Origin of the sequence: Agrococcus lahaulensis DSM 17612 (genome assembly GCF_000425105.1) — a bacterium.
Taxonomy (GTDB): domain Bacteria; phylum Actinomycetota; class Actinomycetes; order Actinomycetales; family Microbacteriaceae; genus Agrococcus; species Agrococcus lahaulensis.
Window position 1 is genome coordinate 773,983 of the sequence record NZ_AULD01000005.1, and the last position, 17,524, is coordinate 791,506.

Genomic DNA, 17,524 nt, shown 5'->3' on the forward strand with positions numbered 1-17,524 from the left:
CGGCTAGACTCCGCGGCATGCAGATCACCGCCCTCCGCGACGAGTCGACGTTCGTCGACCTCCAGGGCGTCACGATCCACCTCTACAAGTGGCAGCCGGGCCGGCCGAAGGCGGCGGTGCTGATCGCGCACGGCCTCGGCGAGCACGCGCTGCGCTACGAGCACGTCGCGCAGCGGCTCGTGCAGGCCGGCTACGCGGTGTGGGCGATCGATCAGCGCGGGCACGGCGCGACGGGTGTCGAGCAGCACGGCGGCGACCTGACGAAGCTCGGCCGGCTCGGGCCCGGCGGCATGCGCGCCGTCGTCGGCGACCTCGTGAACGTGCTGAAGCGCATGCGGGCCGAGCACCCGACGATCCCGATCGCGATCGTCGGCCACTCCTGGGGCTCGCTCTCGACGCAGATCCTGCTCAACAGCCGCAGCGACCTCGTCGACGCGGCCGTGCTGAGCGGCACCGCCTACCGCGTGCCGGGCTGGGTGAACGCCGGCGACCTCAACGCCCGGCACGCGCACCTCGGCACGACGGGCTACGAGTGGCTCTCGCGGGATCCCGCGATCATCAGCGCCTTCGTCGACGACCCGCTCACCTTCCCCGCGAAGGTGCTCCCGCTCTTCGGCGTCGCCGACGGCACGCGCCTCTACGGCGTGCCCAAGCGCATCCAGCCGCCCATCCCGCTGCTCATCGCGGGCGGCTCCGACGACTCGCTCGGCGGCTCGAAGTCGATGCGACGGCTCGCCGAGGCCTACCGTCGGCGCGGCGGGCTCGACGACGTGACCCTCACGATCTATCCCGGCGCGCGGCATGAGATCTACAACGAGATCAACCGCCAGAAGGTGCTCGACGACCTCGTCGCGTGGCTCGACGAGCGCCTCTTCGAGCCGCGGGTCGAGACGCCCGGCGCCTAGGCTGTCCGGGTGGCCGAGCCGTGGATCCCCGACGTGCTCGGCGCCCCGTTCGAGCAGCGCACGCTCCCGCTCGGCGACGATGCCGAGGGCGACCTCGTCGCGACGCTCGTGCGCAGCCTCCCGGGATGGCGAGAGCGGATGCTCGGGCCGCTCCGCGACGTCGACGTGCTGTACGTGCACGGCTGGTCGGACTACTTCTTCCAGACCGAGCTCGCGCAGGCGTGGAACGGCCTCGGGGCGCGCTTCTACGCCCTCGACCTGCGCAAGTACGGCCGCTCGCTGCGCGACGGCCAGACGCCCGGCTACGTCGACTCGCTCGACGCCTACGACGCCGACATCGCCGCGGCCCTCGACGCGATGGGCCACGGCGGCGGGGAGCGCTCGCGCCGGCTGGTGCTGCTCGGCCACTCGACCGGCGGGCTCACGCTCACGCTCTGGGCCGCGCGGCACCCGGGCATCGCCGCCGCGCTCGTGCTCAACAGCCCGTGGCTCGAGCTGCAGACCGGCGCGCTCGCGCGGCAGGCGATCGCGCCGCTGCTGCGGGCGCACGCGCGGGTCGCGCCGCTCAGCGCGCCGCCCGCGATCGAGCTGAGCACCTACGCGCGAGCGCAGGCCGAGATCGGCTCCCTCCCCATCGCGGCGGGGCGCGAGCGCTGGCGACCCGCCGAGGCGTTCGCGATCCACCCCGGATGGCTCAATGCCGTGCTCGCGGGACACCAGCGGATCGCGGCGGGCGTCGACGTCGGCTGCCCCGTGCTCGTGCTGCTCTCCACGCGCTCGATGCCGCCGTTCCGGTGGGTCGACGAGCTCACGAGCTCCGATTCGGTGCTCACCGTCGACGACATCGCGCGCGCGGCGACGAGGATCGGCTCCCTCGTCACGATCGCGCGGATCGAGGGCGCAATCCACGACGTCTTCCTGTCGTGGCCGCAGCCGCGGGCCGAGGCGTACCGCGTCATGCGCGCGTGGTCCACGGCGACGCTGCGCGGGAGAGCGTCCGCCCGCCCGCGCTCGAGCAGCGCATCCGCCTAGGCTGAGGCCATGCACGGCGAGTACAAGGTCCCCGGCGGCAAGCTCGTGGTGGTCGACCTCGAGGAGCAGGACGGCCGCATCGCCGGCTTCCGGCTCGCGGGCGACTTCTTCCTCGAGCCCGACGACGCGCTCGGCACGATCGACGCGGCTGTCAACGGCCTCCCCGTCACCGCGACCGCCGCCGAGATCGGCGAGGCGATCAAGCGGGCGCTGCCGCCGGAGGCCGTGCTGCTCGGCTTCACGCCCGAGTCGGTCGGCGTCGCCATCCGTCGCGCGCTCCAGCACGCGAGCTCGTTCAGCGACTACGAGTGGACCATCATCGACGACGAGCCGCGGCTGCCGATCGTGCACGTCGCGCTCGACGAGGTGCTCACCGAGGCCGTCGGCGCGGGGTCCCGCGGGCCGACCCTCCGCTTCTGGAACCTCGCGGGGCCCGCCGTCTACCTCGGCTCGTTCCAGTCGTACCGCAACGAGGTCGACCCCGAGAACGCCGAGCGCCACGGCATCCCGGTCATCCGCCGCATCACGGGCGGCGGCGCGATGTTCTCCGAGCCCGACAACGCCATCACCTACTCGCTCTACGTGCCGGGCGACCTCGTGCAGGGCATGAGCTTCCAGGACTCGTACGCGTTCCTGGATGCGTGGGTCATCGAGGGGCTCAAGGGCCTCGGCATCGACGCGTTCTACGCGCCGCTCAACGACATCACGTCGGCGAAGGGCAAGATCGGCGGTGCGGCGCAGAAGCGGCTCGCCTCCGGGGCCGTGCTGCACCACGCGACGATGTCCTACGACATCGACGCCGACAAGATGACCGAGGTGCTGCGCATCGGCCGCGAGAAGCTGAGCGACAAGGGCACGACGAGCGCGAAGAAGCGCGTCGACCCGCTGAAGTCGCAGACCGGCATGGCGAAGGCCGAGGTGCAGGACGCGCTCAAGGGCACGTTCCGGCGGCTCTACGGCGGCACGGAGGGCGCGCTCACCGAGGCCGAGCTCGCCGAGGCCGAGGAGCGCATCCGCTCGAAGTTCGCGACCGAGGAGTGGCTGCACCGGGTGCCGTGACGGCGATCGGATCGGGGGCCGATTCGCAGGCTCGCCGCCCTACGATCGTCGCACCATGGACTTCTCGCTCGAACTCACGCCCGATCTCCTCGCGATCTTCCTCACGCTCTTCGTGCTCGAGATCGTGCTCGGGGTCGACAACGTCATCTTCATCTCGATCCTCGCCGCGAAGCTGCCCGAGTCGCAGCAGGCGAAGGCGCGCACGCTCGGGCTCACGCTCGCGATGGTCATGCGCGTCGGGCTCGTGCTGCTCGCCGGCTGGATCATCACGCTCAACGACGACCTCTTCACCGTGTTCGGGATGGGGTTCTCGGGCCGGGAGCTCATCCTCATCGGCGGCGGCGGGTTCCTGCTCTACAAGGCGATCCACGAGATCCACCTGAAGCTCGAGGGCGACGAGGAGTCGCACGGCTCGAGCGCCGCGAAGGCGACCTTCGGCGCCGTGCTCGCGCAGATCCTGGCGATGGACCTCGTCTTCTCGCTCGACTCGGTCATCACCGCGGTCGGCATGACGAGCAACATGATCGTCATCATCAGCGCGGTCGTCATCTCCTTCGGCATCCTGCTCTTCGCCGCGCGCTACATCTTCGAGTTCGTCAACCGCCACCCGACGGTCAAGATGCTCGCGCTGTCGTTCCTGCTGCTCATCGGTGTCTTCCTCATCGCCGAGGGCTTCGGCTTCCACATCGACAAGGCGTTCATCTACGGCCCGATGGTGTTCGCGGTGCTCGTCGAGAGCCTCAACCTCGCGGCGGCGGCCCGCCGCCGCAAGCGCCAGGGCAAGGCCGAGGAGGAGGAGGCAGTGCGGCTCCACATGCGCACCTATGCGACCCCCGTGCGCGGCAGCGCCGACGACGCGGCGACGGGGCACACGCACCCGCAGCGCGACAGCTCCGCGTGAGGCTTGCCGCCCATCTGCCTTCGGGGTTGGATGGGCGGCATGAGCGATCCCGCAGCGTCTGGCACCCACGTCGTCGTCGGGGACGACTCCGACCGCTCGCGCTTCGAGGCGCACATCGGCAACCAGCTCGCCGGGGTGCTGTCGTACGCGGACGACGAGGAGACGGGGGAGCGCACGCTCCAGCACACCGTCGTGGGCGAGGCGTTCGGCGGCCACGGCGTCGGCAGCGCCCTCGCCGCGTTCGCGATCGCGGAGGCGCGCGAGGCCGGCCGGCGGATCGTGCCGCAGTGCACGTTCGTGCAGCGGTGGCTCGAGAAGCACCCCGACCAGGCCGACATCGTCGCGCACCCGTACGGCGGCTGACGCGCCACCGGGCCGCGCATCGGCGGGCGCAGGCGTCGGCGGGCGTTGTGGCGTACGATGGGGAAGCCGCTCGAGCGGCAACGCGGATGTAGTTCAATGGTAGAACTTCAGCTTCCCAAGCTGATAGCGCGGGTTCGATTCCCGTCATCCGCTCCATCGGCCCGGTCTGCGACCGGGCCGTTCCGCGTCTGCCGGGAATCGAACGGAGGCGCGGCCTGCGGCCGCACCGGTCGGATCACGCGGAGGTCCACTGGACCTGCGCGCCCGTCATCCGCTCCATCGGCCCGGTCTGCGACCGGGCCGTTCCGCGTCTGCCGGGCCCGGCCGCGGTACCGACGTCCAGCCCGCGCGCCGGCCTCGCGCCTACGATGCCCGTGTGGCAGCAGCTCGGAAGCGCGGACGCGGCGCGATCGTCGGCGTCGCGGCGCTGCTGCTGCTCGCGGCGCTCGTGGTCGGCGCCGAGCTCGTCGCGCGCCAGGTCGTCCCGGGCATGGTGCGCGACGCGGTCGTCGAGCGGCTCGCGCTGCCCGCCGACCACCCGGTCGACGTCGACATCGACGGCATCCTGCTGCCGCAGCTCATCGCCGGCACGCTCGCCGACGTGCGCATCGCCTCGCGGGACGTGACGGTCGGGGCATTCTCGGGCGACGTCGTCGCCCGCGGCGAGGCCGTCCCCATCCGCGGCGACGCACCCGCCGCCGGCGGCGCCGCCGAGGTGCGCATGACGACCGAGCAGCTGCGCTCGCTCCTGTCGGGCATCGACGGGTTCCCTGCCGGCTCCGTCGAGCTCGCCGCGCCGAACGTCGCCGCCTCGTTCGAGGCGGAGGTGCTCGGGGCATCCATCCCGCTCGGCATCGCGCTCGAGCCCAGCGCGTCGGACGGCGACATCGTGCTCACGCCCGTCGAGGGGACGATCGCGGAGGCGACCGTGCGCGCCGACGAGCTGCGCCAGCGCTTCGGCGCCGCGCTCGACGGGCTGCTGCAGGACCGCCGGGTGTGCATCGCGTCGTCCGTGCCCGCCGGCGCGACGCTGACGTCGATCGAGGTCGACGGCGACGAGCTCGTCGCGCGCTTCGACATCGCCGGCGGCATCGTCGCCGACCCGGCGCTGCAGGAGCCCGGCACCTGCGCCTAGGCAACGCTGCCGCGGGTCCGGCGCGGCTCAGCTCGGCAGCTGCAGCGGCTGCAGCACCCCGAGTCGCAGCCAGAGGAGCGGCGCCACGACCGAGAGCGCGACCGTCAGCAGCAACGTCAGCACCACGACGATGTACTGCACGCGCCGCCGGCCGTGCGAGATGCGGCGGAAGCCCCACGCGACCGGGATGCCGACGAGCGCGACCATGATCGCGACCGTCGGCGCGACCCAGTGGGGGATGCACGCGAGCACGGCGAGCGCCGCGACGCCGACCGCGATCGGCCACATGCGCGGCTCGCGCGCGGCCGCCCGCTCGGCCTCCGGCGGCGGCTCCCACGGCAGCTCCGGCACCGGCACGGGCCCCGCCTCGAGCGGGGCGGATGCGTCGACGGGCTCCCGGGGCTGGCGGACGCCGCGCGTCCACGGCGCCGCCGCGGACGGAGCGGCAGGCTCGGCGCGACCGCCGTCGCCGCCCGCTGCGGCGCGGCGCTCGGGCGGCGCCCACCGCGCCGCGTCGTCGTCGTGCCCGTCCACGCATCCATCGTGGCAGGCGGCGCCCGCGCCGTCCCTGCCCGAGCGGCTCAGGGGAGCGGCGGCAGCTGCAGCCCGCTCGGGCCGGTCAGCGGCGGCGGCTCGCGCCTCGCGCGCGCGGCGGTGAGCGCGACGCCCGCCGAGGCGACGATGACGAGCGCGATCGCGAGCAGGTCCCAGCCGGTCAGCAGCTCGCCGATGACGAGGAAGCCGAAGAGGGCCGCCGAGGCCGGCTCGAGCGACATGAGGATGCCGAACACGCGCGTCGGCACGCGGCGGAGCGCGAGCAGCTCGAGCCCGTAGGCGATCGCGCTCGAGAGCATCGCGATCCCGAACGCGGGCAGCAGCACGCTCGGGTCGGCGGCGACCGCGTCGATCGCGCCGAGCAGGCCGAAGGGCAGCACCGCGACGGCCGCGATGACGAGCGCCCCCGCGAGCCCGCCGACGCCCGGCACCCGCTGCCCGACCTGCGCCGAGGCGAGGATGTAGGCGGCCCAGCAGCCGCCCGCCGCGAGCGCGAGCAGCACGCCGACCGGGTCGAGGTCGCCGCCGAGCGACTGCACGCCGATGACGCCCACGCCGAGGGCCGCGACGCCGACCCACGCGAAGTCGACCGCCCGCCGCGACTGCACGAGCGCGAGCACGAGCGGGCCGAGCAGCTCGACCGTCACCGCGACCGCGATCGGGATGCGGGGGAGCGCGAGATAGAACAGCAGGTTCATGCCCGCGAGCGTGACGCCGAGGAAGACGATCGAGCGCCACGCCGCGGCGTTCCACGAGCGGATGCGCGGGCGCGCGATCGCGAGGACGACGAGGGCCGCGAAGACGAGCCGCAGCAGCGTGAGCCCGGCGGGGTCGATGCGATCGAGGACGGTCTTCGCGATCGACGCGCCGAGCTGCACCGAGGCGATCGAGCCGAGCACGAGCAGCACGCCCACGAGCAGCCCGCCGGTCGGCATGCCGCGCAGGAGGGATCGGGCGGAGGCAGGCACTCCTCCAGGGTAGGACGGCGCTCCGGCCGCGAGCGCCCGCGTCACGCCAGAGGATGATCTTCGGGCGCGCCTGTTCCGCTGCTCCGCCGCGAGCCCCAGGATGTGGCTATGGATCGTCCCTCCTGCCGCCGGCGCCCGCGATGAGCGCGCCCGCGAGCCCCGGCGCGCCCGCGAGCCCCGGCGCGCCCGAGCCGCTGCCCGCATCCCCCGTCTTCGTCGACCCGGTCCGCCCCGCCGACGCGGTGGACCTGAGCGCCGACGGCATCGTCGTCGAGGGCCTCCGGCGCAGCTTCGGCGGCGTGCACGCGGTGCGCGCGATGACCTTCCACGCGAAGCCCGGTCGCGTGACGGGCCTCATCGGGCCGAACGGTGCGGGCAAGACGACGCTCCTGCTCATGCTCGCCTCGCTGCTGGCGCCCGACGCCGGCGCGATCCGCGTCGCGGGTGCCGACCCGGTGCGCGACCCGCGGGCCGTGCGGCGCGCGATGGGGTGGATGCCCGACGTGCTCGGCACGTGGCGCACGCTCTCGCCGCGGCAGATCCTCGTGACCGTCGGGCGGCTGCACGGGCTGCCGGAGCGCCGGGCGCGCGAGCGCGCCGACGAGCTCATCGCGCAGGCGCGGCTCGAGGAGCTTGCCACCCGGCCGAGCCGCGTGCTCTCGCGCGGCCAGCAGCAGCGGCTCGGGCTCGCCCGCGCGCTCGTGCACCACCCGCGCGTGCTGCTGCTCGACGAGCCCGCCGCCGGCCTCGACCCCACCTCGCGCGTCGAGCTGCGCGAGCTGCTGCGCGGCTTCGCGGCCGCGGGCGGCACGGTGCTCATCTCGAGCCACGACCTCTCCGAGCTCGACGAGATCGCGCAGGACGCCGTCTTCGTCGACCGCGGCGAGGTCGTCGGCGGCGAGCGGCTCGTGCTCGCCCGGCAGGCGGCGCGCGAGTGGCGCGTGCGCGCCCTCGACCCGCGCGCCCTCAGCTACCAGCTCGCGAGCATCGGCGTCGCGTTCGACCGCGTGCGGCTCGAGGGCGACGTCGCGCTCATCGCGCTCGACCGCGAGGAGCACGCCGCCGACCTGCTGCAGCGGCTCGTCGCCGCAGGCGTGCCGATCGTCCACTTCGCGCCCGCCGTCGGCGACATCGAGCGCACCTACCTCGGACTCGCGGGAGGCCGCCGATGAGCCAGACGACGACCCTCCCGCCCCGGGAGCCGGCACCCGTGCCGGCTCCTCCGCGGGGGCTCGGTGCGTGGCTGCGCATGCTCGGCGTGGTCGTGCGGCTCGAGCTCGCGCAGCGCGTGCGGAGCGTCGCCTGGTACGTGCTGCTCGTCGTCGTCGGCCTCGTCGTCGGCGGCGTCATCGTCGTGCTGTTCCTGTCCCTCTCCGGCTACCAGCGCGACCTCGGCGGGGCGATCTTCTCGACCACGATCTTCCTCGTCATGCTCGTCACCTCGCTCGTGACGCCGGCGCTGAGCGGCAACGCCGTCAACGGCGACCGCGACGGCGGCACGCTCGCCGCGACGCAGGTGACGCAGGTGACGGCCGCCCAGCTCGTGCTCGGCAAGGTGCTCGGCGCGTGGATCGCCTCGCTCGGCTTCCTCGCCGTCTGCGCGCCGTTCATGCTCGGCTCCGCCCTGCTCGGGGGCCTGCGCATCGAGGCGGTCGCCATCGCGATCCCGGTCGTCGTGGTCGAGATCGGCGTGGTCTCGGCGATCGGCGTCGGCCTGTCCGGGCTCATCCGCCGGCCGGTGCTCTCGACCGTCGTCACCTACCTCGTCGTCGCGTTCTTCAGCGTCGGGACCCTCATCGGCTTCGGGGTCGCGACGATCGCGTTCCAGAGCGAGGAGACCTACAACGAGGTCACGTGGGACTGGGACGAGGAGACCGACGAGACGACGTGCCGCGTCACCGACCGCACGTTCGACACGACCGTGCCGAGGCCCGACCGCGTCTGGCCGCTGCTCGCCGCCAATCCCTACGTGATCCTCGCCGACGCGGTGCCGCCGCACTTCGACGCGAGCGGCTACCCCGACGACCTGCTCGGTCAGATCGCGATCGGCGTGCGGTACGCGCAGCTCGAGCCGGTGCAGGAGGAGTGCCCGGAGGTGCTGCCCTACGGGGCGTGGCAGGGCGAGACGGCCGAGGAGGTCTACGAGCGCACGGTGCCGAGCTGGTTCGTCGGGCTCGCGATCCACCTCGCGCTCGCGGCGCTCGCGGTGTGGGGCGCGATCGCGGCGGTGCGGGCTCCCGCCCGCACGCTCGCCGCCGGCAGCCGCATCGCGTGAGCCCAGCCGACCCATTCGGCCCGCTCCCTCCCGTCCCACGCACAACGCAAGCCCGCGCCGGGCGTCCGGCGGCGGGATGCGCGCGGCCGGCTCCCGCGCGGCGGATCTCGGCCGAGCGGCTTGCGTTGTGCAGGATGGGGGCATGACGCTGCCTCCCAGGGCCGAGGCGATCCGGCGAGAGCTCGCCGCGCTCGGCATCGACCGCGAGATCATCCGCTTCCCCGAGGGCACGCACACGGCGAAGGCCGCCGCGGCGGCGCTCGGCATCGACGTCGGCGCGATCGCCAACTCGCTCATCTTCTGGATGGCGGATGCGCCCCTGCTCGTGATGACGTCGGGTCGCCACCGCGTCGACACGGCCGCGCTCGCCGCGCAGCTCGGCGCCGGGCCGATCGAGCGCGCGACGCCCGAGCAGGTGCGTGCCGCGACCGGCCAGGTGATCGGCGGCGTCGCGCCGCTCGGGCACCCCGCGCCGATCCGTACGATCGTGGACGTCGCGCTCGCCGACTACGAGCAGCTCTCGGCGGCGGCCGGCACGGCCGACACCGTCTTCATGCTCAGCTACGAGGAGCTGCTGCGCATCACGGGCGGCGAGGAGCGCGTCGTCGGCGACTGAGCGGTGGAGCTGAGGGTCGAGGCCCTTTCGGGCCTCGACCGCGACCCCAGCTCCGACGCCCGTCCCGGGCGTCGGCTCTCGGAGGGGCTCGCGATGCGACCGCCCCCAGCAGTACCACAGACACCCCGCCATACACTCAGCCCGATGACTGACACCGCTTCCGCCCCTGAGCTCCAGGTCTGGCCCGGCCAGCCCTATCCGTTGGGTGCGACCTTCGACGGCACCGGCACGAACTTCGCCATCTTCACCGAGTCGGCCGAGCGCGTCGAGCTGTGCCTCTTCGACGACGACGACGTCGAGACCCGTGTCGAGCTCACCGAGGTCGACGCCTTCGTCTGGCACGCCTACCTCCCGAGCGTGCAGCCCGGTCAGCGCTACGGCTACCGGGTGCACGGCCCGTACGAGCCCGAGCGCGGGCTGCGGCACAACCCGGCGAAGCTCCTCCTCGACCCCTACGCGAAGGCGACGAGCGGCACGATCGAGTGGGGCCAGCCGCTCCACAGCTACAACTTCGGCGATCCGCTGAGCCGCAACGACGACGACTCCGCGCCGCACATGGTCAAGGGCGTCGTCATCAACCCGTTCTTCGACTGGACGGGCGACCGCTACCCGCGCACGCCCTACAACGAGACGGTCATCTACGAGGCGCACGTCAAGGGGCTCACGCAGACCCACCCCGACCTGCCCGAGGCGCTCCGGGGCACCTACGCGGGCCTCGCGCATCCGTCGATCATCGCCCACCTGCAGAAGATCGGCGTGACGGCGATCGAGCTCATGCCCGTGCACCAGTTCGTGCACGACGCTGTGCTGCTCGAGAAGGGCCTGCGCAACTACTGGGGCTACAACACCCTGAGCTTCTTCGCCCCGCACGCGGAGTACGCGGGGACGGGCGAGCGCGGCCAGCAGGTGCAGGAGTTCAAGGCGATGGTGAAGGCGATGCACGCCGCCGGCATCGAGGTCATCCTCGACGTCGTCTACAACCACACCGCCGAGGGCAACCACATGGGCCCGACGCTCAGCTGGCGCGGCATCGACAACCAGGCCTACTACCGGCTCGTCGAGGGCGACGAGCAGTTCTACATGGACTACACCGGCACGGGCAACAGCCTCAACGTCGCCCACCCGCACGCGCTGCAGATGATCATGGACAGCCTGCGCTACTGGGTGACCGAGATGCACGTCGACGGCTTCCGCTTCGACCTCGCCTCCACGCTCGCGCGCGAGTTCTACGACGTCGACCGGCTGTCGACCTTCTTCGAGCTCGTGCAGCAGGACCCGGTGATCAGCCAGGTCAAGCTCATCGCCGAGCCGTGGGACATCGGCCCGGGCGGCTACCAGGTGGGCAACTTCCCGCCGCAGTGGACGGAGTGGAACGGCAAGTACCGCGACCAGGTGCGCGACTTCTGGCGCGGGGAGCCGACCGCGCTCGGGGAGTTCGCGAGCCGCCTGGCCGGCTCCGCCGACCTGTACGAGCACTCCGGTCGCCGGCCCGTCGCATCCATCAACTTCGTCACCGCGCACGACGGCTTCACGCTCCGCGACCTCGTCAGCTACAACGAGAAGCACAACGAGGCCAACGGCGAGGACGGCAACGACGGCGAGAGCCACAACCGCTCCTACAACTACGGCGTCGAGGGGCCGACCGACGACCCCGAGATCCTCGCGATCCGCGCCCGCCAGCAGCGCAACTTCCTCGCGACGCTGCTGCTGAGCCAGGGCGTGCCGATGATCCTGCACGGCGACGAGCTCGGCCGCACGCAGCAGGGCAACAACAACACCTACGCGCAGGACTCCGAGCTCAGCTGGATCGACTGGTCGACGATCGACCAGCCGCTCATCGAGTTCACGGCCGCGATCGCGCAGCTGCGCCACGACCACCCGACCTTCCGCCGGAAGCGCTTCTTCACCGGCACGACGGTGCGCACGGGCAACGGCGAGCGGCTCAACGACATCGTGTGGCTGCGCGGCGACGGCACCCCGATGGAGGACGGCGACTGGGAGGCTGCCGCGGGCGAGAAGACCGTCGGCATGTACCTCAACGGGCACGGCATCGCCGGCGTCGGCGAGCGCGGCGAGCGGATCGTCGACGACCACTTCCTCATCTACTGCAGCGCCTCGGAGGAGGAGCGCGAGCTCGTCCTGCCGCCGGCCGAGTACGCCGAGGCGTGGGACGTGCTGATCGACACGGGCGCCGAGGCGCCGCACGACGAGCCCGTGGAGGCGGGCAGCACGCTCCGCATCGCGTCGCGCGCGCTCGTGGTGCTGCGCGAGCACAAGCCGCCGGTCGAGCAGGACTTCTCGGTCGCGGCCTCGCTCGCCGCCGTGAACGGCACCGCGACCGGCGCCATCGCGACCGTCGACGCATCCGAGACGCCCGAGCAGGACTGAGCGAGGAGAGCCGTGCACGCCCCGCAGAGCACCTACCGACTGCAGATCAGCGAGGAGTTCACGCTCTTCGACGCGGCCGCCCGGCTCGAGGCGCTCGCCGACCTCGGGGTCGACTGGGTCTACCTCTCGCCGATCCTCGATGCGGAGCCCGGCTCGAACCACGGCTACGACGTCGTCTCGCACGCGCGCGTCGACGCGTCGCGCGGCGGGCCGGAGGGACTGGATGCGGTGGCGCAGGAGGCGCGCAGGCTCGGCATGGGCGTGCTCGTCGACATCGTGCCGAACCACATGGGCGTCGCGGTGCCCGAGCACAACGCGTGGTGGTGGCAGCTGCTGCGCGAGGGGCGCGAGAGCGCGATCGCGCCGTACTTCGACGTCGACTGGGACGCGGGCGGCGGCAAGCTGCTGCTGCCGATCGTCGGCGACGACGACTGGTCGGAGGACGGCACCGTCGGCCACCTCGCCATCGAGGACGGCGGCGAGGCGCTCAGGTACTGGGACACGCGGCTGCCGATCGCACCCGGCACCGGCGAGGGCACGCCGCACGAGGTGCTCGAGCGGCAGCACTACCGGCTCGGGCACTGGAAGCAGGGCGACGACCAGCTGAACTACCGGCGCTTCTTCGCGGTCTCGACGCTCGCCGCTGTGCGGGTCGAGCTGCCCGAGGTCTTCGACGCGACGCACGCCGAGATCGCGCGCTGGTTCGACGAGCGGCTCGTGCAGGGACTGCGCGTCGACCACCCGGACGGCTTGCGCGACCCTGCGGGCTATCTCGACGACCTCGACCGGCTCACGGGCGGCGCGTTCGTGCTCGTCGAGAAGATCCTCGAGCCGGGGGAGGAGCTGCCGCGCTGGGCGACCGCCGGCACGACCGGCTACGACACGCTCGGGCTCATCGACCGCGTGCTCACCGACCCCGCCGGGGCCGAGCCCCTCGACGCGCTCGACGCGCGGCTGCGCGGCGGCGAGCGCGTCGACTGGGCCGAGATGATCCACGGCACGAAGCGCGGCATCGCCGACGGCATCCTGCGCGCCGAGGTGCTGCGCCTCGAGCGCGAGGTACGTGCCGCGGATGCGTGGGGAGAGCGGGGTGCGCCGGCCGACGCGGCCGACGCGATCGCCGAGCTGCTCGCGTGCTTCCCCGTCTACCGCTCCTACCTGCCCGAGGGCCGCGACCACCTCGGCCGCGCAGCTGAGCTCGCGAAGCAGCACCGGCCCGACCTCGAGGGCACGATCGACGCGCTGCTGCCGGTGCTCGGCAACCCCGAGCAGCCCGCCGCACTGCGCTTCCAGCAGACGAGCGGCATGGTGATGGCGAAGGGCGTCGAGGACACCGCGTTCTACCGCTACTCGCGGCTCACGAGCCTCAACGAGGTGGGCGGCGACCCCGCGGTGTTCTCCGTCGATGTCGAGGAGTTCCACACCTCGATGGCGAAGCGCCAGCAGGAGTGGCCGCTCGCGATGAACACGCTCTCGACCCACGACACGAAGCGCGGCGAGGACGTGCGCGCGCGCATCACGACGATCTCCGAGGTGCCGGGCGAGTGGGAGGCGCTGCTCGACCGGCTGCTGGTCTTCGCGCCCAACCAGGGGCGGCCCTTCGTCAACCTGCTGCTGCAGGCGGTCGTCGGCGCGTGGCCCGCGAGCGAGGAGCGGCTGCTCGCCTACATGGAGAAGGCCTCGCGCGAGGCCGACGACATCACGCACTGGACGGCGCCCGACGAGGAGTTCGAGGGCCACCTCGCCGAGCTCGTGCGGCAGGTGCTGCAGGAGCCGGCGAGCCGCGACGTGGAGGCGTTCCTCGAGTCGACCGACGCCGGCTTCCGCGCCAACGTGCTGAGCGCGAAGCTGCTGAGCCTCACGATTCCCGGCTTCCCCGACGTCTACCAGGGCTCCGAGGCGCTCGAGCAGTCGCTCGTCGACCCCGACAACCGCCGCCCGATCGACTGGGCACGGATGGATGCGCTGCGCGAGTCCGCGCGCTCGCCCCTGTCGGGAGGGTGGGACCTCGAGGTCGCGAAGACCCGGCTCGTGCGCGAGGCGCTGCGCCTGCGGCGCGACCACCCCGAGCGCTTCGCGGACTACGCGCCGATCCTGCCGCACGGCGAGGCGGCCGCCCACGCGATCGCGTTCGACCGGGGCGGCGCGATCGCCGTCGCGACGCGCATGCCGATCGGGCTCGCCGCGCGCGGCGGCTGGGGCGACACCACGATCCAGCTGCCCGAGGGCCGGTGGCGCGAGCTGCTGACGACGAAGGAGCTCCGCGGCGGCGAGACGCCGCTCGCCGACCTCCTCTCGACCCTGCCGGTCGCCCTCCTCACTCGAACCGACGACTGACCCGGGCGGTCAGCTCCGCGCGAGCGGTCACTTCGGCGCCCGAGCGGTCATCTCGGCGCCTGAGGGGTCACTTCCGCGTCTGAGCGGTCAGCCGCGCGCACGATCCCACCCGCGGCCCGGATCGACCACTCACGCGCGGAAGCGACCGCTCACGGGCGGGGCTGACCGCTCACGGGCGGAAGTGACCGTTCGTGGGCGGAAGTGACCGCTCACGGGCGGAAGTGACCGCTCACGGGCGGAAGTGACCGCTCACCCGCCGAGCCGGGCGCTCCGCGGCGGGGCATGCTCTCGGCGCGTTCGCAGACGCCGTTACTAGACTGCTCGCGTCTCAGACGATCGAGCTCGCGACTCGGTTCGCGCCGACGGCGGTGCCGAGCCGGTCGCGTCGCCGCCGGAGGGGTCGGGCTGCTGGTGGGTGTGCTCGGCTCCTCCGCCGTCGGCGCGCCGCGAACGCGATGGGTGCGCTCGGCACAGCCGAGGCATAGCCTGCAGTCATGCAGCGTGACGCGCCCTACCCCGACGACCAGCAGCCGCGATACGGGCAGGAGTCGCAGCCCGGGCAGCCGAGCCCGTACGGCTCGCCGGCCCCCTACGGCGAGCCGCGGCAGGGCCAGCCTCAGCAGGGCCAGCCCTATGCCGGCCAGCCCTACGGCGACCAGCCGGTGAGCTACGCCCCGTACGGCCAGGGGGCCCAGTACGGCCAGGGCGCGCAGCACGGGCAGCCCGCCTTCGGCCCCGCCGCCCCCATGCCCGCGGTGGTGAAGTGGGGCCTCGGCATCCAGTGGGCCGGGGTCGCGCTCGGCGTGATCGGCATCGGCATCGCCCTGCTCGGGCTGCTCGCGCTCGCCGGCACGGGCGACGCGGCGGCGTTCGGCGTCGTGGGCATGCTCATCGCCGTGGCTGCCGTGCTCGTCGTGGCGCAGATCGTGGTGCTCCTGTTCGCGACGAAGGGCCGCAACTGGGCGCGCATCGTGCTCGCGGTGCTCGCCGCGATCGGCATCTTCACGTCGCTCGCCTCCGGCCAGGGCCTGAACTTCGGCTCGCTGATCTCGATCCTGAGCGTCGTGCTGCTCTTCCTGCCCGCGGCGAACGAGTGGTACCGCGCGCGCTCCGCGCAGCGCTAGCGGCCGACTCGGGCGGCTCCCAGGCAACCGGCAGGCTCGCGCCGCGCTGCCGCCCTAGCCTCGACTCATGCTGCACGAGTACCGGGTCTGGGCGCCGAACGCCAAGCGGATGCGCGTCGTCGCCGACGACGAGTCCGTCGAGATGACGAGTGCCGAGGGCGGCTGGTGGCACGCGCTCGCGCCGGCGGGCGACTACGGCTTCCAGATCGACGACGACGACGCGGTGCGGCCCGACCCGCGGAGCATGCGCCAGCCCGGCGGCGTCCACGAGCGCTCCCGCGTGTGGGACGCATCCGCCCACGCCTGGCAGGACGCGGGCTGGACGGGCAAGCCGATCGCGGGCGGCGTGATCTACGAGCTGCACGTCGGCACGTTCACCCCCGAGGGCACGCTCGAGGCGGCCGCCGGCCGGCTCGACCACTTGCGCGACATCGGCGTCACCCACGTCGAGCTGCTGCCGATGAACGCCTTCAACGGCACGCACAACTGGGGCTACGACGGCGTCGCCTGGTTCGCGGTGCACGAGGGCTACGGTGGCCCCGACGCCTACCAGCGCTTCGTCGACGCGGCGCACGCCGCGGGGCTCGCGGTCGTGCAGGACGTCGTCTACAACCACCTCGGCCCGTCGGGCAACTACCTGCCGCTCTACGGGCCCTACCTCTCGAGCGAGGGCCGCTCGACGTGGGGCGAGCACGTCAACCTCGCCGAGCCCGCCGTGCGCCGGTACATCCTCGACAACGTGCGCTTCTGGTTCGAGGACATGCACGTGGATGCGCTGCGGCTCGATGCCGTGCACGCGCTCCACGACGAGGGCCCCACGCACATCCTCGAGGAGATGGCGATCGAGACGGCGGCGCTCGCCGCGCACCTCGGCCGGCCGCTCGAGCTCATCGCCGAGAGCGACATGAACGACCCGAAGCTCATCACGCCGCGCGAGGGCGGTGGCTACGGCCTCGACGGGCAGTGGTCCGACGACTTCCACCACGGCGTGCACGTCGCGCTCACGGGCGAGACGGCGGGCTACTACGCCGACTTCGAGCCGCTCGCGGCGCTCGGCAAGGCGCTCGAGCGCGGCTTCTTCCACGACGGCACCTATTCGTCGTTCCGCGGTCGCGACCACGGGCATCCGATCGACGTCGAGCGCTCGCTGTCGTGGCGGCTCGTCGTGTCGGCGCAGAATCACGACCAGATCGGCAACCGCGCGCGCGGTGACCGCATCACCGAGGTGCTCGACGAGTCGCAGCTGCTGTGCGCCGCGCTGCTGCTCTATGCCGGCCCCTTCACGCCGATGCTCTTCATGGGCGAGGAGTGGGCGGCGTCGACGCCGTTCCAGTTCTTCACGTCGCACCCCGAGCCCGAGCTCGGCAAGGCGACCGCCGAGGGCCGGCTCGAGGAGTTCGAGCAGATGGGCTGGGACCCGGCCGTCGTGCCCGACCCGCAGGACCCCGCGACGTTCGAGCGCTCGAAGCTCGACTGGTCGGAGCCGGAGGGCGGGCGCCACGCGCGCGTGCTCGAGGGCTACCGGCAGCTCGCGCAGCTGCGTCGCGAGCTCGAGGCGCTCACCGACCCGCACTACTCGCGCAACCGCGTCGAGGTCGACGAGGAGCGGCGCGTGCTGCGCCTCGCGCGGCGAGCGGGCATGGCGGATGCGGTGGAGGTCGTCATCAACGTCGGTCGCGAGCCGCAGACGGTCGCGGTCGAGCGCAGCGAGCTGCGCTTCGCGACCCACCCCGACGTCGCGCTCGCGGGCGAGCTGACGCTCCCGCCCGGCTCGGGCGCGCTCCTCGCCTGACCCGCTCCGCCCCTCCGCCCGTTGGTCGAGTAGCCCGGCCGCGGGCCGCCCCTCCGCCCGTTGGTCGAGTAGCC

Annotated in this window: 15 protein-coding genes and 1 tRNA gene; 14 read left to right on the plus strand and 2 right to left on the minus strand. The window is 73.0% G+C overall.

Features of this window, described 5'->3' with window-relative positions; genetic code table 11:
• Positions 1 to 17 precede the first annotated feature (17 nt).
• The 7 genes from H508_RS0104340 to H508_RS0104370 all read left to right on the plus strand — a co-directional run bounded on the left by H508_RS0104340 (position 18) and on the right by H508_RS0104370 (position 5,395).
• Positions 18 to 905, plus strand: a complete 888-nt coding sequence (locus tag H508_RS0104340) for an alpha/beta hydrolase (RefSeq protein WP_026373168.1) — start codon at positions 18 to 20, stop codon at positions 903 to 905.
• Between the two features lie 9 nt (positions 906 to 914).
• On the plus strand, positions 915 to 1,937 hold the full coding sequence (locus H508_RS0104345; RefSeq protein WP_026373169.1) for an alpha/beta hydrolase: 1,023 nt from the start codon (positions 915 to 917) through the stop codon (positions 1,935 to 1,937).
• 9 nt (positions 1,938 to 1,946) lie between these two features.
• Positions 1,947 to 2,996: a lipoate-protein ligase LplAB gene (gene lplAB, locus H508_RS0104350; protein WP_026373170.1), complete on the plus strand. Its 1,050-nt coding sequence runs from the start codon at positions 1,947 to 1,949 to the stop codon at positions 2,994 to 2,996.
• Between the two features lie 55 nt (positions 2,997 to 3,051).
• Entirely contained in the window at positions 3,052 to 3,897 is an 846-nt protein-coding gene (locus H508_RS14495) for a TerC family protein (RefSeq protein ID WP_084155036.1), read from the plus strand.
• 39 nt (positions 3,898 to 3,936) lie between these two features.
• A complete protein-coding gene (locus H508_RS0104360) occupies positions 3,937 to 4,260 on the plus strand; it encodes a GNAT family N-acetyltransferase (protein WP_026373171.1) in 324 nt (107 codons plus the stop codon).
• Between the two features lie 82 nt (positions 4,261 to 4,342).
• Positions 4,343 to 4,416 (plus strand) — tRNA-Gly (locus H508_RS0104365).
• A gap of 220 nt (positions 4,417 to 4,636) precedes the next feature.
• On the plus strand, positions 4,637 to 5,395 hold the full coding sequence (locus tag H508_RS0104370; RefSeq protein WP_035253766.1) for an LmeA family phospholipid-binding protein: 759 nt from the start codon (positions 4,637 to 4,639) through the stop codon (positions 5,393 to 5,395).
• A gap of 27 nt (positions 5,396 to 5,422) precedes the next feature.
• On the opposite strand, the gene H508_RS0104375 is transcribed toward H508_RS0104370, so the two are convergent.
• On the minus strand, positions 5,423 to 5,929 hold the full coding sequence (locus H508_RS0104375) for a hypothetical protein (RefSeq protein WP_026373173.1): 507 nt from the start codon (positions 5,927 to 5,929) through the stop codon (positions 5,423 to 5,425).
• A gap of 47 nt (positions 5,930 to 5,976) precedes the next feature.
• Positions 5,977 to 6,918: an EamA family transporter gene (locus H508_RS0104380; RefSeq protein WP_245569440.1), complete on the minus strand. Its 942-nt coding sequence runs from the start codon at positions 6,916 to 6,918 to the stop codon at positions 5,977 to 5,979.
• Positions 6,919 to 7,058: 140 nt separating this feature from the next.
• Here H508_RS0104380 and H508_RS0104385 point away from each other — a divergent pair, with 140 nt between their 5' ends.
• From H508_RS0104385 to treZ, 7 genes are all read left to right on the plus strand, one after another.
• On the plus strand, positions 7,059 to 8,090 hold the full coding sequence (locus H508_RS0104385) for an ABC transporter ATP-binding protein (RefSeq protein WP_084155038.1): 1,032 nt from the start codon (positions 7,059 to 7,061) through the stop codon (positions 8,088 to 8,090).
• Positions 8,087 to 9,193: an ABC transporter permease gene (locus H508_RS0104390; protein ID WP_156905979.1), complete on the plus strand. Its 1,107-nt coding sequence runs from the start codon at positions 8,087 to 8,089 to the stop codon at positions 9,191 to 9,193. Before H508_RS0104385 ends, H508_RS0104390 begins: the two co-directional genes overlap by 4 nt.
• 142 nt (positions 9,194 to 9,335) lie before the next feature.
• The gene (locus H508_RS0104395) at positions 9,336 to 9,809 is read left to right on the plus strand and encodes a YbaK/EbsC family protein (protein ID WP_026373177.1); all 474 of its coding nucleotides are present in this window, start codon (positions 9,336 to 9,338) and stop codon (positions 9,807 to 9,809) included.
• 144 nt (positions 9,810 to 9,953) lie between these two features.
• Positions 9,954 to 12,197 (plus strand): glycogen debranching protein GlgX, encoded by a 2,244-nt coding sequence (glgX, locus tag H508_RS0104400; protein WP_035253770.1) that lies wholly within the window; start codon positions 9,954 to 9,956, stop codon positions 12,195 to 12,197.
• A 12-nt stretch (positions 12,198 to 12,209) separates the two neighbouring features.
• Entirely contained in the window at positions 12,210 to 14,534 is a 2,325-nt protein-coding gene (gene treY / locus H508_RS0104405; RefSeq protein ID WP_026373179.1) for a malto-oligosyltrehalose synthase, read from the plus strand.
• Positions 14,535 to 15,028: 494 nt separating this feature from the next.
• Positions 15,029 to 15,658, plus strand: a complete 630-nt coding sequence (locus H508_RS0104410) for a hypothetical protein (RefSeq protein ID WP_026373180.1) — start codon at positions 15,029 to 15,031, stop codon at positions 15,656 to 15,658.
• Between the two features lie 67 nt (positions 15,659 to 15,725).
• Positions 15,726 to 17,450, plus strand: a complete 1,725-nt coding sequence (gene treZ, locus H508_RS0104415) for a malto-oligosyltrehalose trehalohydrolase (RefSeq protein ID WP_026373181.1) — start codon at positions 15,726 to 15,728, stop codon at positions 17,448 to 17,450.
• The last annotated feature ends 74 nt before the right edge of the window (positions 17,451 to 17,524 follow it).

What these genes read in the sequence shown, in the direction of transcription:
- H508_RS0104340 (WP_026373168.1), top strand. Translation starts at nt 18, where the DNA reads ATGCAGATCACCGCCCTCCGCGACGAGTCGACGTTCGTCGACCTCCAG.
- lplAB (WP_026373170.1), top strand. Translation starts at nt 1,947, where the DNA reads ATGCACGGCGAGTACAAGGTCCCCGGCGGCAAGCTCGTGGTGGTCGAC.
- H508_RS14495 (WP_084155036.1), top strand. Translation starts at nt 3,052, where the DNA reads ATGGACTTCTCGCTCGAACTCACGCCCGATCTCCTCGCGATCTTCCTC.
- H508_RS0104360 (WP_026373171.1), top strand. Translation starts at nt 3,937, where the DNA reads ATGAGCGATCCCGCAGCGTCTGGCACCCACGTCGTCGTCGGGGACGAC.
- H508_RS0104385 (WP_084155038.1), top strand. Translation starts at nt 7,059, where the DNA reads ATGAGCGCGCCCGCGAGCCCCGGCGCGCCCGCGAGCCCCGGCGCGCCC.
- H508_RS0104390 (WP_156905979.1), top strand. Translation starts at nt 8,087, where the DNA reads ATGAGCCAGACGACGACCCTCCCGCCCCGGGAGCCGGCACCCGTGCCG.
- H508_RS0104395 (WP_026373177.1), top strand. Translation starts at nt 9,336, where the DNA reads ATGACGCTGCCTCCCAGGGCCGAGGCGATCCGGCGAGAGCTCGCCGCG.
- glgX (WP_035253770.1), top strand. Translation starts at nt 9,954, where the DNA reads ATGACTGACACCGCTTCCGCCCCTGAGCTCCAGGTCTGGCCCGGCCAG.
- H508_RS0104410 (WP_026373180.1), top strand. Translation starts at nt 15,029, where the DNA reads ATGCAGCGTGACGCGCCCTACCCCGACGACCAGCAGCCGCGATACGGG.
- treZ (WP_026373181.1), top strand. Translation starts at nt 15,726, where the DNA reads ATGCTGCACGAGTACCGGGTCTGGGCGCCGAACGCCAAGCGGATGCGC.